The organism is Agrobacterium sp. SUL3 (assembly GCF_001263295.1).
Taxonomy (GTDB): Bacteria; Pseudomonadota; Alphaproteobacteria; order Rhizobiales; family Rhizobiaceae; genus Agrobacterium; species Agrobacterium tomkonis.
In genome coordinates, this window is record NZ_KQ414499.1 from 332,345 (window position 1) to 347,012 (window position 14,668).

Consider the following 14,668-nt stretch of genomic DNA (forward strand, 5'->3'; position numbering starts at 1 on the left):
GGAAGAGCCATGGGATTGATCCGCATTTGTCTGATCTTTCTTGCTCTCGCACTCCTGTTCGCCCCAGGGCCGGCCAGCGCGGCCAAGCTTTTCCTGACGACAGAAGTCTATCCCCCGTATAATCAGCAGGCCGCCGACGGCAGCGTGCACGGTGTTTATTTCGATCAGCTGAAGATCGTGCTGGAGGAAACCGGCACCAGTTATGAAGTCGCTGTCATGCCCTGGGCGCGGGCAATTGCCCTGGCCACGACACAGACCATGTATTGCGTCTTCGCCACGGCGCGAACGCCGGAGCGGGAAAAACTCTTCAAATGGGTCTCGCCTATTCACAGCGATCGCAACATTCTCGTGGCGCGCCGCAAAGCGGATATCAATGTCTCCAGCCTTGAGGACGCGAAGAAATACCGCGTCGGCACCCAGCGTGGCGACTATACCGAAACCCTTCTGGAAACGCTCGGCTTCCCGCAGGTGGATGTCGGCGCCGATTTCCAGATCACGCTTCACAAGCTGAAAGCGGGGCGCATCGACCTGATGCCCATGTCGGAAAGTACCTTCAAAAGCCTGCCGGTTGGCACGTTCAGGGAAGTGATTACCCTGACGCGGCAACAGCTGGGCCTAGCCTGCAACAAAAGCGTTCCCGACGCGCTTATCGCAAAGTTGCAGGCGCGGCTGGACAGGCTGATCGCTGATGGAACGCAGCAGCGGATATTCGACCGCTACAATCTCGTCAGCCCCTGAAGCGACATCCCGCAAATCCATAAAAAGATTGACAGCCGGCGGATTTCGGGATGGTGACAACAGCAGCATCAGGTAAAACGCGGACATGCCCCATGAAGATCATCGCAGGACTTGGTAATCCCGGCGCACAATATGCGGGAAACCGCCACAATATTGGTTTCATGGCCGTCGACGCGCTGCAGCGCCTGCCCTCCTTTTCGCCGTGGGCGAGAAAGTTCAAGGCGGAGATTTCCGAAGGTGAGATCGGCGGTGAGAAGGTTCTGCTGATGAAGCCGCTCACCTATATGAACCTTTCCGGCGAGTCCGTCGGCGAGGCCATGCGCTTCTTCAAGCTGGCGCCCGGCGACATCATCGCCATCCATGATGAACTCGATCTTCTCGCCGGCCGCACGCGCATCAAGACGGGCGGCGGTCATGGCGGCCATAATGGCCTGAAATCGCTCGATGCCCATTGCGGCAAGGATTACCGCCGCCTGCGCCTCGGCATTGGCCATCCCGGCGACAAGGAGCGGGTGCACGGCCACGTGCTCGGCGATTTCGCCAAGGCCGACCGGGTCTGGCTCGATCCGCTTTTGGACGCCATTGCCGACAATGCCGCCATGCTGGTGAAGGGTGAGGATTCGCAGCTGATGAACAAGCTGGCACTTGCCACGGGCAGCAAACCGGAGGCAGAAAAGCCGGCAAAGGCGGCCAAACCCGCCGGGCAGTCCCACATCCATCAGGCGCGCAACAGCGCCCAGCCGAAAAAGCTGCCGGAAACCGGGCCGATGGCAGAAATGCTGAAGCGAATGTTCGGTAAGAAGGACTAGCTCGAATGCTTTCAGAGACCATCGCCCTGCGCGACGCCGGTCCCGGCGATCTGCCCGGCCTGCTCGAGCTTTACCGGGCGCTCAATCCATCGGACCCTGAATTGACGACGCATGAGGCTGGTGCGCCCTTCGCCGCCATGCTCAACCAGCCCGGCCTGACCGTGTTTTTGGCAATGCATGACGGACAGCCGGTTGCGACCGCCACGCTTCTGATTGTTCCAAACCTGACACGCGCCGCCCGACCCTATGCTCTCATCGAGAATGTGGTGACGCTGGAAGCGCTTCGCGGCCGGGGATATGGCCGCATGGTCGTCCGCCATGCCATCGAGGCCGCCTTTGCCGTAAACTGTTACAAGGTCATGCTGCTGACGGGCCGCGACGACCCCGCAGTTCATGCCTTTTACGAAAGTTGCGGTTTTGTGCAGAACAAGACCGGCTTTCAGATCCGGCCGGACTAATGTTTACTCTTCCGGCTCGGTGGTGAACATCAGCGGAAAACCGGCCTCCTTGCCAAGATCGGTCGCCTCCTTGGCCTTGGTCTCGGCGATGTCGCGCTCACAGACGACAACCACCGCACTGCCGAAGCGATGCGCCGTCATCATCACCCGGTGGCCGGTTTCCTCGCTCATGCGAAAGACGGCCTTCAGCACCACGGTGACAAATTCGCGCGGCGTATAGTCGTCATTCAGCAGCATGACCTTGTAGAGCTTCGGCCGCTCCAGCTTCGGTTTGACTTTCGGTTTCGGTTTGAGATCGACAGGACTGTCACTCATGATTGTCGCTCGTCATGGTGGTTCATCATCGTGGTTCAGGGGGAAAAATCCCGCTGGATGGCGAAAGATCGCGCCTTGGACCCGCTTATATTGCGCCGCAACCGCGCTATCGGCAAGCCTGCTCGGAAATCGTCACCTTTCGCAGGGCTTTGCCGGCCCAAATCGGCCCGCGGGCTTGACCTTGCCCTGCCCTTTCCGCAAAAGGCTCCTCAACGAATTCTTTCAAACGGACAGGTTTCAAGCCATGGGCTTCAAATGCGGTATCGTTGGATTGCCAAATGTCGGCAAGTCCACCCTCTTCAACGCGCTGACGAAAACGGCCGCCGCACAGGCCGCCAACTATCCTTTCTGCACCATCGAGCCGAACACCGGCGAGGTTGCGGTGCCCGATCCGCGTATGCAGCAGCTTGCGGCCATCGCCGGTTCGAAGGAAATCATTCCGACCCGCATCTCCTTCGTGGACATTGCCGGCCTGGTGCGCGGCGCATCGAAGGGTGAAGGTCTCGGCAACAAGTTCCTCGCCAATATTCGCGAAGTCGATGCCGTCGTACACGTACTGCGCTGCTTTGAAGACGACGATATCACCCACGTGGAAGGTCGCATCAACCCGGTCGGCGATGCCGAAACAATCGAGACCGAACTGATGCTCGCCGACCTCGAAAGCCTGGAACGCCGCGTCGAGCAGACCCGCAAGCGCGCCAGCAGCAAGGACAAGGAATCCCTCGCCCAGCTTCCCGTCATGGAAGCCGTCATCGCGCTGCTGAACGACGGAAAGCCGGCACGCCTGCTTTTGAAGACGCTGGCAGCCGAGGAGATCGAAATCCTCAAAAGCCTCAATCTTCTGACGTCGCACCCGGTGCTTTATGTCTGCAACGTCTCGGAAGCCGACGCATCGTCCGGCAACGAGCACACCGAGGCCGTCGCAGCGATGGCAAAGCAGCAGGGCGCCGAATGCGTGATCATCTCGGCGGCGATCGAAGCCGAAGTTGCACAGCTTCCGGCCGATGAAGCCGAGGAATTCCTCTCGGCCCTCGGTCTTAACGAGGCCGGTCTCGATCGGCTGATCCGCGCCGGCTATCACCTGCTCGACCTCATCACCTATTTCACCGTTGGCCCGAAGGAAACACGCGCCTGGACGATCGTGCGTGGCACCAAGGCCCCCGCCGCCGCCGGCGTCATCCACACAGATTTCGAACGCGGCTTCATCCGCGCCTTCACCATCGGCTTTGACGACTACATCGCCTACAAGGGCGAAGTTGGCGCCAAGGAAGCCGGCAAGGGGCGCGACGAAGGCAAGGAATATGTCGTTCAGGACGGCGACGTCATCCATTTCCGCTTCAACACCTGATCTGGTTTGGGCGGGGTGGTGATCGGTCCGTTTCGTTATGTAACGCTAATCGAATTACCCCGGACATTGCCGCTTGTTTCTTCTCCCCGCCGGGGAGAAGGTGGCCCGAAGGGTCGGATGAGGGGGCAACGTTGCCGTACCTCTCGACCCTCGCCCCCTCATCCCGCTGCCGCGACCTTCTCCCCGGCGGGGAGAAGAAGCAAGACGCGCTAACTCTCTTCATATCACCTTCCCATTCCCACATTTCCGGCTTCGATTTGACCTTTACGTAAAGGGAAAAATCATCTTAGATGCGCCGACATTGACTGTGCGAAGGGAGGACGCCATGACGCCGGTCGCGATTTACACCTATGAGGATTTTTCCGTCGGGCGGGAATTCCCCCTCGGACCGCAATCGATTTCCGCAGAGCAGATCATTGCTTTCGCCAGCGAATTCGATCCGCAACCCATGCATCTTTCCGAAGAAGCCGGACGTCAGAGCATTCTCGGCGGGCTGGCGGCATCAGGCTGGCACACCTGCAGCCTGCTGATGCGGATGATGGCAGACAGCTATATTGCCAATTCAACCTCGCAGGGCAGCCCCGGCATCGATTACGTCGACTGGAAAAAGCCGGTTCTGGCCGGAGACACGCTTTCGGGAAAATCCATCGTTCTGGAACAGCGCCCTTCCGCGTCGCGCGCTGGCATCGGCCTCGTGAAATTCCGCCATGAGCTTTACAATCAGCGCGGCATTCTGGTCGCGCAGGGCGAAAACACCGTAATGTTCCTGATGCGGGCAGACGGAGGCCTTGCAGCATGAGACTGGCAGAATTATCCCCGATCGGCGAGCGCGTCACCCTCGACACGCTGCATTTTTCCGCCGAAGACATCATTCGCTTCGCCCGCGATTTTGATCCACAGCCCTTTCATCTCGATGCCGAAGCCGCCAGAGACAGCGTTTTCGGCGCGCTCTGCGCTTCCGGCTGGCACACCGGCGCGGGCTGGATGAAATGTTTTCTCTCCCATTGGGCAAAAGAGGTCAAAAGGCTGAAACAGCAGGGCATCGAGCCACCGCGGCTCGGCCCCTCTCCGGGGTTTCGAGAGCTCAAATGGAAGAAGCCGGTGTTTGCCGGTGATGATGTGACCTATTTCGTCACCCTGCTCGATGCCCGCCCGCTGGAATCAAGAGCAGGCATCTGGCTGAACACCACCTTCAATGAGGGCGTGAACCAGTCGGGCCAAACCGTGATGACCTTCCAGAGCGGCGTTCTGGAGTTCGAATAAACCCACCGGGGCAAAATGGCTGCTGCCGATTGCCCCGGACAGGCCTCAGAGCGTTTTCCCGACTCAAAAAAAGCGAAAACGCTCTGAGGCATGCGGGGCGTTACCCCCCCTCTGCCCTGCCGGGCATCTCCCCCTCAAGGGGGGAGATCGATTTGTGGCAAGGTCTCGCCCATCTCAACGTTTAATAATGAAGCGGTGGGAGTACGTCTTGCCGATCTCCCCCCTTGAGGGGGAGATGCCCGGCAGGGCAGAGGGGGGTAACGCCCCGCACGCCTTAATGTCCCGAAAATTCCACCAGCGTCCGCACCTCGACGCCGAGGTCTTCGAGTTTCTTGCGGCCACCGAGATCGGGCAGATCGATAACAAAACAGGCGGAAACGATATCCGCGCCCATCTGCCGCAAAAGCTTGACCGCGCCTTCGGCAGTACCGCCGGTCGCGATCAGGTCGTCGACCAGAATGACCTTCTCGCCGGGCTGCACGGCGTCCACATGCATTTCCATTTCGTCCACGCCATATTCCAGGCTGTAGGCAACCCGTACCGTGGTGTGCGGCAGCTTGCCCTTCTTGCGGATGGGCACGAAACCGGCCGAGAGCTGATGCGCCACCGCCCCGCCCAGAATGAAGCCGCGCGCTTCCATGCCGGCGATCTTGTCGATCTTCGTTCCCGCATAGGGCTGCACAAGCTCGTCCACCGCCCGCCGGAAAGCCCGGGGATTGCCAAGCAATGTGGTGATGTCCCGGAAGATGATGCCCGGCTTCGGATAGTCGGGAATGGAACGGATGGCAGCGGAAAGCTCCGAAGCGATAAGGGTCATGGTATTTCCATTTATATGGGAATGGATCAGAAGGTTCGAGCCACCCTATCAATTTGATGGCGGCGGACCAACAAAAAAGGACCGCGACCTCCGGCCATGATCTGTTGGTACAGAACCTCAACGCCTCAGCCGCGCGAACTGCGATCGGACAACAGCTCTGTCGGAGAGGCCATAAAAAAGCCCCCACGGAAAACCGTGGGGGCCAGTGATTGCAGCCATTTAAAACCGGCTCAATGTTCCTTGCGGGCGTAGACCGATTTCTTAGTCAGATAGATCAGCGCCGTGAAGATGAACAGGAACACCATGACCATGAAACCGGTGCGCTTGCGCTGTTCCAGATGCGGCTCTGCGGCCCACATCAGGAATGCCGACACGTCCTTGGAATATTGATCCACGGTCTGCGGCGCGCCGTCGTCGTATGTCACCTGATCCGCGCTGATCGGTGGCGCCATCTTCAGCGCCACGGCGCTGACGAAATACGGGTTGAAATGCGTGCCTTCCGACACTTCAACACCGGCCGGCGCATCCTGATATCCGGTCAGCAGCGCATGGATGTAATCCGGGCCGCCTTCCTGGTAACCGCCGATGATCGGGATCATGTCGATGATGAATTGCGGGAACCCGCGCTCCACACCGCGCGCCTTGGCAAGCAGCGACATATCAGGCGGTGCGGCCCCGCCATTGGCGGCGGCTGCCGCCTCGTGGTTCGGGAACGGCGAAGGGAAATGATCGGAAGGCACGGCCTTGCGGCTATACATTTCGCCATCGGCGTTCGGGCCGTCCTGCACTTCGTATTCGGCAGCGAAAGCCTTCACCTGATCTTCAGAATAACCGAGATCTCCCAGCGTGCGGAAGGAAACAAGGCTCATCGAATGGCAGGCGGAGCAGACTTCCTTATAGACCTTGAGACCGCGCTGCAGCTGGCCCTTGTCGTATTTGCCGAAAGGTCCGGCAAAGGACCAGCTCTGCTCCTCGGGCTTGATAACCGGGAAGTGACCGCCGGCAACCGCATGTTCGGTCTTGGTGGCGAGGTCATGGCTCTCCTCGGCCGCGAATGCGGCGGAGGAACAGCCAATGGCGGCGATAAGCGCGATGCTCGTGAGAAGCGTCTTCATTGTCGTCATCCTTCCTTCGCGCTCAGATCTGGGCGGCCGCTGGCGCGGCACCCTTCTTGGCGGCGTTCTTTTCAAGAACGGCCTCGGTAATGGAATTCGGAATACGCCGCGGCGTTTCGACCAGACCGAGGATCGGCATGATGACGAGGAAGAACCCGAAATAATAGAACGTGCCGAGCTGTGAAAAGCCAACATAGTTGCCTTTTATATCGCCGAAGAAGATCAGCCCGATCAGGCCACTACCCTCAGCAGGGCGCGAACCCAGCCAGCCGAGCACGATGGCGTTGACCACGAAAATCCAGAAGAACAGCTTGTACCACGGACGATAGACGGCGGAACGAACCTTCGACGTATCGAGCCAGGGCAGGAAGAACAGCACGATGATCGCCCCGAACATCACGAGAACACCACCGAGCTTGGAATCGATCGGCCCGATGTTGACGGTGACGGCGCGCAGCATCGCGTAGAACGGCAGGTAATACCATTCCGGCACGATATGCGCCGGCGTCTTCAGCGGATCCGCCATGATGTAGTTATCAGGGTGGCCGAGGAAGTTCGGCATGTAGAAGATGAACCAGGCATAGGCGATGAGGAACACCGAAACGCCGAGCGCATCCTTCAGCGTCGCATAGGGCGTGAAGGGAACCGTATCGGTCTTGCTCTTCACTTCCACACCGGTCGGGTTGGTCTGGCCGGTTACGTGCAGCGCCCAGATGTGCAGGATGACCACACCCGCGATCATGAAGGGCAGCAGGTAATGAAGCGCGAAGAAGCGGTTGAGCGTCGGATTATCCACCGCAAAGCCGCCGAGCAGGAACTGCTGGATCCATTCACCAATCAGCGGGAAAGCCGTGAAGAAGCCGGTGATAACGGTCGCACCCCAGAAGGACATCTGGCCCCAGGGAAGCACGTAGCCCATGAAGCCCGTCGCCATCATCAGGAGATAAATCACGCAGCCGAGAATCCAGAGGATTTCGCGCGGCGCCTTGTAGGACCCGTAATAAAGACCACGGGCAATGTGCAGATAGACCGCGATGAAGAAGAACGACGCGCCGTTGGCGTGCATATAACGCAGCAGCCAGCCGTGGTTGACGTCACGCATGATCTTTTCGACAGAATTGAAGGCAACCGTCGTTTCAGCGGCATAATGCATGGCAAGCACGACGCCGGTGAGGATCTGCACGATCAGCATGACGGAAAGCATCGCACCGAAGGTGTAAGCGTAGTTCAGGTTACGCGGGACAGGATAGGCAACGAAGCTGTCATAGATCAAGCGCGGCAAGGGAAGCCGCGAATCGATCCACCTCTCGATGCCGGTGGACGGCTGATAACTGGAATGGCCACTCATGAATATCTGTCCCCTTATCCGATCTTGATCACGGTATCGGATGTGAATGCAAATGTCGGGATGGCGAGGTTCTGCGGCGCCGGACCCTTACGAATGCGGCCCGCCGTATCGTAGTGCGAGCCATGGCAGGGACAGAACCACCCGCCGAAATCGCCGGCCTGGCCGAGCGGAACGCAACCGAGATGGGTGCAGGAGCCGATCATGACGATCCAGTTCTCCTTGCCCTCACCGGCCGAACGGTCAACATCCGTCGCCTGGGCGTCGACGGCGATATTGGCGTTGCGTGCCACCGGATCCTTGAGGTCGCCGAGAGCGACCGCCTTGGCTTCATCGATTTCCTTTTCCGTGCGGTTGCGGATGAAAATCGGCTTGCCGCGCCACTTCACGGTAAGCGACATGCCCGGCTCGACCGCCGCGACATTCACTTCGATGGAAGCGAGCGCCAGCGTCGATGCATCGGGACGCATCTGGTCGATGAAAGGCCATGCGACTGCAGCAGCGCCAACGGCGCCCGTCATTCCGGTTACTAGATAAAGAAAATCGCGACGGGTCGGTTCACCCGAGGCGTCGTGATTGGTTACGTGCTCGCTCACCGCTACACCATCCTCTGCGCTGTTTTTGCCGTAAATCGCATGAGTCCTCCCGCTATGATTTGATCCAGGACAAACTCCGTCCCATCGTCCTGGACACAACTGCGGCATCAAGAAACCGCGTCACTGTGTTTGATCGCAAAATATTGACTGACTTGGCAAGAGCAAAGCACACAAAGCTGCCGTAATTCTGCCTGAGGGGGCCGATTTGTTTCGCATTTTTCCCGAGCCTTGGCAGGTGGGCAACATTGTGCCCGCCTGTGCCCCATGTTACGAGACGCAGAGGGAGAGCTCGGAAAGCAGGGATTCGAATGACGGCGAAGCTCGCTTGCATGGTCTCCACGATGGTGGCTGCCGTTCTTTTCATCGCCAGCCTGCGTTATGTGACGGATTTCTGGCTTCTCGCCTTCGTCACAAGTTTCCAGCTCCACATCGCCATTGTCTGTATCCTGTTGTCGTGCCTCGTCTTTTGGTTCACGCGCGACGCGGTTTCCGCCCTGCTCGTCGTCTGGTCACTGGCACTTGCCATCCACGCCATCGCCATGCTGATGGAATTCTCCACATCCGCCAATCCGGCATCGGATGCGAGGCCTTTCCGGCTTTTGTCCTTCAACGTGCTGATGGACAATGCCGCCAACGCGGATGCGATTGCCGACACCATTATCGAATCAGGCGCGGATGCGGTCTATCTGTTCGAGGCGGCAGCCCTGCAATCGGCTCTGCCACGGCTTGAGCAAACCTATCCCCACAGGCTCGGCTGTTATTCGGGAACGCCGACCTGCGACCTTTTGATCCTGTCTAAGCGGCCGTTGCTGGAAGGCCGTTTCCACAGCCTTAGCGATCTGCGCCGCGACCGTTTCGCAATTGCCAGCGTCGATGTCGACGGCACGGAACTGACGCTTGCCGCCGGGCACATCACCAAACCCTATTTCGACGATTATCACCGCGATGAGCTGGATGAGGTCAGCGAAATTCTCTTTCGCGTCACCGGGCCACTCATTCTGGCGGGAGACTTCAATTCGGCGAGCATCGCCCCCGATATGCGCGCTTTCCTCGCCGCCAATGAGCTGAAGAAAGCGACCTTCGAACCCGCCACCTGGCCGACGGAAGCCGGTCGCTTCGGCATCGCCATAGACCACATCTTCGCCCGTGCGCCGGCAATCCTGATGAAGACGACCCGCCTGCCCGACAGCCTCGGCTCCAATCATTACGGACTGATGGCGGATTTCATGATCGGAAAATAGCGCGCGCCTTTATTGGGCAGCTTCCTCGGCAGCGAGAAAACCACCCGATTGCCGTGCCCAAAGCTCCGAATAGAGTCCGCCCTGCGAGACCAGATCGGAATGGCTGCCCTGTTCGACGATGCGACCCTGATCCATCACGATCAGCCGGTCCAGCGCCGCGATCGTCGATAGCCGGTGAGCGATGGCGAGCACCGTCTTGCCCTGCATCAGCTCATCCAGATTGCTCTGGATCGCCGCCTCCACCTCAGAATCGAGCGCCGAGGTCGCCTCGTCGAGCACGAGGATCGGCGCGTCCTTCAGCATCACCCGGGCGATGGCAATGCGCTGCCGCTGGCCGCCGGAGAGTTTCACGCCGCGTTCGCCCACATGGGCATCGAAGCCGGTGCGGCCGCGCTGGTCTTCCAGCCTCTCGATGAAATCATCCGCCTTGGCCCGGCGCGTTGCTTCCCGCAACTGCGCTTCGGTGGCATCCATGCGGCCGAACATGATGTTGTCACGGATGGAGCGGTGCAAAAGCGAGGTATCCTGTGTGACCATGCCAATATGGGCGCGCAGCGATTCCTGGGTCACTTTGGCAATATCCTGCCCGTCGATCAGGATACGGCCTTTCTCGACGTCGTAAAACCGCAGGAGCAGGTTGACGAGAGTGGATTTTCCCGCTCCGGAGCGTCCAACGATACCGACTTTTTCGCCCGCCTGGATCTCAAGATTGAGATTGTCGATGACGCCATTCGCCCGTCCGTAATGGAAGCTGACATTCTCAAAGCGGATACTCGGCTTTTTGACCTCCAGCACCGCCGCACCCGGCGCGTCAGTGAGGCCGATCGGCTGCGAGATCAACTCGGCGGCATTCTGCACCGTGCCGAAATTGCGCATGATGCCGTTGAACTGCGTCATCAAGCGGCCGAGCAGGAAGTTGAGACGCAGCACCAGCGCCAGCGTGAAGGCCACCGCCCCGGAACTGATCCTGCCGGACAGCCACAGATCAATGCACAGCGCCGCCATGGAGGTGATCATCACGCCCGACAGCAACGCCATGGAGGCGCGCACGCCGGTGATGAACCGCGTGAACGTCATGGTGGCATTCTGGAAGATGTCGAAGCCCTGCCGCATGTAGCGGTCATTCGCATCATCACGCCCGAACAGCCGCAGCGTCTGGATATTGCTATAGGCATCCACCATACGGCCGGAAAGCATGGACGCCGCTTCCGCCGTCTCTTTTGAATGGTAGCGGATGCGCGGCACGAAATAACGCGCCAGCGCCGAAAAGATCAGCACCCAGACAAGCACGACGACCGCAAGCCGCCAGTCCAGCCCGCCGATCAGAAACAGCATCGAGACGGAATAAATGCCGACGAACCAGACGCTTTCCATCAGCGAGGTGACGAGATCACCCGCCGCCTGCCCGCCCGACCAGACCTTGGTGACGATGCGACCGGAGAAATCATTCTGGAAAAAGGAAAGCGATTGCCGCGCCACATGCATGTAGGACTGCCAACGCACCAGATTGTAAAAGCCGGGCGTGATGATCTGCTGGTCCACCAGCGCCGTAATCATCGTGACGATAAAACGCACGACGCCGATCAACACCAGCATGCCCACCAGCTCGCCACCATGGGCGGAAAGCAGCCCGGCCCAGCCCTCTTCCGGCTTCACGGTCGAGAGAATATCCACCAGCCGCCCGACGAACCAGAACAGCGCCGCCTCGATGGCCGCAGTCAGCCCGCCCAGCACCAGCATGGCGAAAAACGGCGCCTTGGCCTGCGAAATATAAAACCAGATGAAAGCAAATGTGTTTTCAGGCGGCCGCAGGTCGTCCTTGCGGGCGAAGGGCCTAATCCAGTTCTCGAAGAACTCGAAGATGCGCGTAATGACCATCATCCGGATATAGGCGGATTCCCGTCGCCGGAACAGCCGCAGAGCCTTTGGGAAGAGATTATATTTCGGTAACATTCGTGAAATGAAAAGGGCGGGAATGGAAATGGATGTCAGGCGATCTTGCTACTTCAGTGCGATTAGCCCAGCGTCCGTAGGGCGGAATCCGCAGGCGTCGAAGTAGAATTGCCGGAGGTGCGGGTCAAAATCCACGTGAAGCCACTCGCAGGCGGTATCTTTCGTCTGATTAACCGCCTCCCCTATCAGCGCCTTTGCAATGCCCTGACGTTGGAAAGCAGACGACACCATTGTATCGACAACAAACGCGTGGACCCCGCCATCCCATGCGATGTTGACGAACCCGATGAGCCTCCCCAAATGGCGGGTGCACACCCAGCCGAGACTGAAGCGGTTGACCTGCGACCACCAGTCATCAGCGAGGAGCCGATGCGCAAAGCACTCGGCATGAAGGGCATTGACCTCAGCATTCTCGAAGGCTCCACGCCACTCGGTCGTAAACTCGGAAGGGGTGGATACTTGCGGTGATATCAGCTCCATTCGCATCCCTTTACTCCGGTTTCGAAGTCCGACACGATCCGCGCCTGATCGCAAAAAAAAATGCGCTCCTCACGGTGCAGACACGCCATGGCTGGATACCGGCTCAAGGCCGGCATGACGACAGAGAGGTTCAGGCCTTTGACAAAAGGGCGGGATCACTCCCGCCCTCTCTCTTTCCTTATTCCGCGGCCACTTCCGCTTCGTGGTCGGCGATGAAACCGCCGGACTGGCGTCGCCACAGATCGGCATAGATGCCGCCCATCGCCACCAGCTCCGCATGGCTGCCCGCCTCGACAATCTGGCCCTTGTCGAGGATGATGAGCCGGTCCATTTCGGTCAGCGTCGAAAGGCGGTGGGCAATCGCAATCACCGTCTTGCCTTGCATCAGCGAGAACAGGTTCTCCTGGATCGCCGCCTCGACTTCCGAGTCGAGCGCCGAGGTCGCCTCGTCCAGCACCAGAATCGGCGCATTTTTGAGGAACACGCGGGCAATCGCGATACGCTGGCGCTGGCCGCCTGACAGTTTCACGCCGCGTTCGCCCACCTGGGCATCGAGACCCTGGCGACCATGCATGTCGACCAGCGTTTCGATGAAATCCCAGGCATTCGCCCGCTTCGCCGCCGCGATCACCTGCTCATCGGTGGCTTCGGGGTGACCATAGGCGATGTTGTCGCGTATCGAGCGATGCAGCAGCGAAGTATCCTGCGTCACCACGCCGATCAACTCGCGCAGGCTGTCCTGCGACACCTTCGAGATGTCCTGCCCGTCGATGGTGATCCTGCCTGCTTCCAGATCATAGAAGCGCAGCAGCAGGTTCATCAGCGTCGTCTTGCCAGCGCCTGAGCGACCGACGAGACCAACCTTCTCGCCCGGCTTGATATCAAGCGTCAGCCCGTCGATCACGCCCTTGTTCTTGCCGTAGTGGAAGCGGACATTGTCATAACGGATGGCGCCCTGCGGTGCCGCAAGCTGCGGCGCCTTGGCGACATCGACGATATCGTGCGGTTTCGTCATCATCGACATGCCGTCATAGACCGTGCCGATATTTTCAAACAGCGACGTGACTTCCCACATGATCCACTGCGACATGCCGTTGACGCGCATGGCGAGGCTGATGGCGATGGCGACCGAACCGGCCGTCACCGAACCCTGCATCCAGAAATAAAGACCGAGCGCCGCCGTGGAAAACAGCACCACGGCATTGTTGAGGTCGATCAGGATGTTGAAGCCGGAGATCTTGCGCATCTGGCGGTGAACGGTTCCGAGAAACACATTCATACCCTCACGCGCATATCTCTCCTCGCGGCCCGCATGGGAAAACAGCTTGATCGTCGAGATATTGGTGTAGCTGTCGACGATCCGCCCCGTCATCATCGAGCGCGCATCGGCCTGTTCCTGCGCCAGCCGACCGAGTTTCGGCACGAAATAGGCGAGAATGCACATATAGATGCCGAGCCATGCCAGAAGCGGAATGACCAGCCGCCAGTCGGCCGCCGCCACCATGAACAACATCGAGACGACGAAGCTGATGGCATAGACGAAGACGTCAATCACCTTCAGCGCCACTTCGCGGATCGCCAGCGCCGTCTGCATCACCTTGGTCGAAACCCGGCCTGCAAATTCATTGGCGAAAAAGTTCATGGAGTGACGCAGCAGGAAACGATGCATTTTCCAGCGCGCGATCATGCCGAAATTGCCGGCAAGCGTCTGGTGCATCGTCATGGTGTGGACAGCGCCCATCAGCGGCAGCACCACGAGCACCAGTCCGGCCATGACGATCAGATGCCAGCCCTCATCGGCGAAAAACGTCGCGCGATCGGCCGTGGAAAGCCAGTCGACGATATTGCCGAGGAATTTGTAGAGCATGGCTTCGGCAATGGCGATGCCCATGGACATCAGGCCAAGCAGCAGCAGCCACGGCCAGGCGGGCTTCACATAATGCCACAGGAACGGCAACAGTCTCTTCGGCGGCACATCAGGCGTCGAAGAGGGAAATGGATCGAGGCGTTTTTCAAACCAGCCAAACATAGGCCAAGCTCCGGCAATCAATCGCCCCATCGAAAGGTGAGCAAACGCAAATATGGCTCACGACGGAACGGAAAAGTCTTTGGATATGGCCGTGACAGCCACATGACGAATCGAGAAATGGGAAACGCGGTCAAACCGCGGAGTAACACCTAAGCCAGCAG

Annotated in this window: 15 protein-coding genes; 7 read left to right on the top strand and 8 right to left on the bottom strand. The window is 59.2% G+C overall.

Annotated features, from left to right (window positions below; all coding sequences use genetic code 11):
* Positions 1–9 precede the first annotated feature (9 nt).
* The 3 genes from AKG12_RS05405 (at position 10) to AKG12_RS05415 (ending at position 2,005) form a co-directional block, all read left to right on the top strand.
* Positions 10–738, top strand: a complete 729-nt coding sequence (locus AKG12_RS05405) for a substrate-binding periplasmic protein (RefSeq protein ID WP_052818074.1) — start codon at positions 10–12, stop codon at positions 736–738.
* 92 nt (positions 739–830) lie between these two features.
* Positions 831–1,547: an aminoacyl-tRNA hydrolase gene (gene pth / locus AKG12_RS05410; protein ID WP_052818075.1), complete on the top strand. Its 717-nt coding sequence runs from the start codon at positions 831–833 to the stop codon at positions 1,545–1,547.
* Positions 1,548–1,552: 5 nt separating this feature from the next.
* A complete protein-coding gene (locus AKG12_RS05415; RefSeq protein WP_052818076.1) occupies positions 1,553–2,005 on the top strand; it encodes a GNAT family N-acetyltransferase in 453 nt (150 codons plus the stop codon).
* 3 nt (positions 2,006–2,008) lie between these two features.
* Here the strand turns inward: AKG12_RS05415 and clpS are convergent, their stop codons facing one another.
* On the bottom strand, positions 2,009–2,320 hold the full coding sequence (clpS, locus tag AKG12_RS05420) for an ATP-dependent Clp protease adapter ClpS (RefSeq protein ID WP_046797956.1): 312 nt from the start codon (positions 2,318–2,320) through the stop codon (positions 2,009–2,011).
* Between the two features lie 244 nt (positions 2,321–2,564).
* Here clpS and ychF point away from each other — a divergent pair, with 244 nt between their 5' ends.
* From ychF to AKG12_RS05435, 3 genes are all read left to right on the top strand, one after another.
* Complete coding sequence (ychF, locus tag AKG12_RS05425) at positions 2,565–3,668, top strand: redox-regulated ATPase YchF (protein ID WP_046797955.1); 1,104 nt, start codon at positions 2,565–2,567, stop codon at positions 3,666–3,668.
* Between the two features lie 325 nt (positions 3,669–3,993).
* Positions 3,994–4,467, top strand: a complete 474-nt coding sequence (locus AKG12_RS05430; protein WP_052818077.1) for a MaoC family dehydratase — start codon at positions 3,994–3,996, stop codon at positions 4,465–4,467.
* A complete protein-coding gene (locus AKG12_RS05435; protein WP_052818078.1) occupies positions 4,464–4,931 on the top strand; it encodes a MaoC family dehydratase in 468 nt (155 codons plus the stop codon). Before AKG12_RS05430 ends, AKG12_RS05435 begins: the two co-directional genes overlap by 4 nt.
* A 274-nt stretch (positions 4,932–5,205) precedes the next feature.
* On the opposite strand, the gene AKG12_RS05440 is transcribed toward AKG12_RS05435, so the two are convergent.
* The 4 genes from AKG12_RS05440 to petA form a co-directional block, all read right to left on the bottom strand.
* Positions 5,206–5,748: an adenine phosphoribosyltransferase gene (locus tag AKG12_RS05440; protein WP_046797952.1), complete on the bottom strand. Its 543-nt coding sequence runs from the start codon at positions 5,746–5,748 to the stop codon at positions 5,206–5,208.
* Positions 5,749–5,978: 230 nt separating this feature from the next.
* Positions 5,979–6,863 carry a cytochrome c1 gene (locus tag AKG12_RS05445; RefSeq protein ID WP_046797951.1) on the bottom strand — a complete coding sequence of 295 codons (885 nt, stop codon included), beginning with the start codon at positions 6,861–6,863 and terminating at the stop codon, positions 5,979–5,981.
* A 22-nt stretch (positions 6,864–6,885) separates the two neighbouring features.
* Positions 6,886–8,211, bottom strand: coding sequence for a cytochrome b (locus AKG12_RS05450; RefSeq protein WP_046797950.1), 1,326 nt, complete (start codon positions 8,209–8,211; stop codon positions 6,886–6,888).
* A 14-nt stretch (positions 8,212–8,225) separates the two neighbouring features.
* Entirely contained in the window at positions 8,226–8,804 is a 579-nt protein-coding gene (petA, locus tag AKG12_RS05455; RefSeq protein ID WP_046797949.1) for a ubiquinol-cytochrome c reductase iron-sulfur subunit, read from the bottom strand.
* A 308-nt stretch (positions 8,805–9,112) separates the two neighbouring features.
* Between petA and AKG12_RS05460 the strand changes: the two genes are divergently transcribed.
* Entirely contained in the window at positions 9,113–10,045 is a 933-nt protein-coding gene (locus AKG12_RS05460) for an endonuclease/exonuclease/phosphatase family protein (protein WP_052818079.1), read from the top strand.
* 9 nt (positions 10,046–10,054) lie between these two features.
* Here AKG12_RS05460 and AKG12_RS05465 read toward each other — a convergent pair whose 3' ends face one another.
* From AKG12_RS05465 to AKG12_RS05475, 3 genes are all read right to left on the bottom strand, one after another.
* Complete coding sequence (locus AKG12_RS05465) at positions 10,055–11,923, bottom strand: ABC transporter ATP-binding protein (protein ID WP_052818354.1); 1,869 nt, start codon at positions 11,921–11,923, stop codon at positions 10,055–10,057.
* A 123-nt stretch (positions 11,924–12,046) separates the two neighbouring features.
* The gene (locus AKG12_RS05470; RefSeq protein WP_046798412.1) at positions 12,047–12,478 is read right to left on the bottom strand and encodes a GNAT family N-acetyltransferase; all 432 of its coding nucleotides are present in this window, start codon (positions 12,476–12,478) and stop codon (positions 12,047–12,049) included.
* 178 nt (positions 12,479–12,656) lie between these two features.
* Positions 12,657–14,507, bottom strand: a complete 1,851-nt coding sequence (locus AKG12_RS05475) for an ABC transporter ATP-binding protein (RefSeq protein WP_046797947.1) — start codon at positions 14,505–14,507, stop codon at positions 12,657–12,659.
* Between the last annotated feature and the right edge of the window lie 161 nt (positions 14,508–14,668).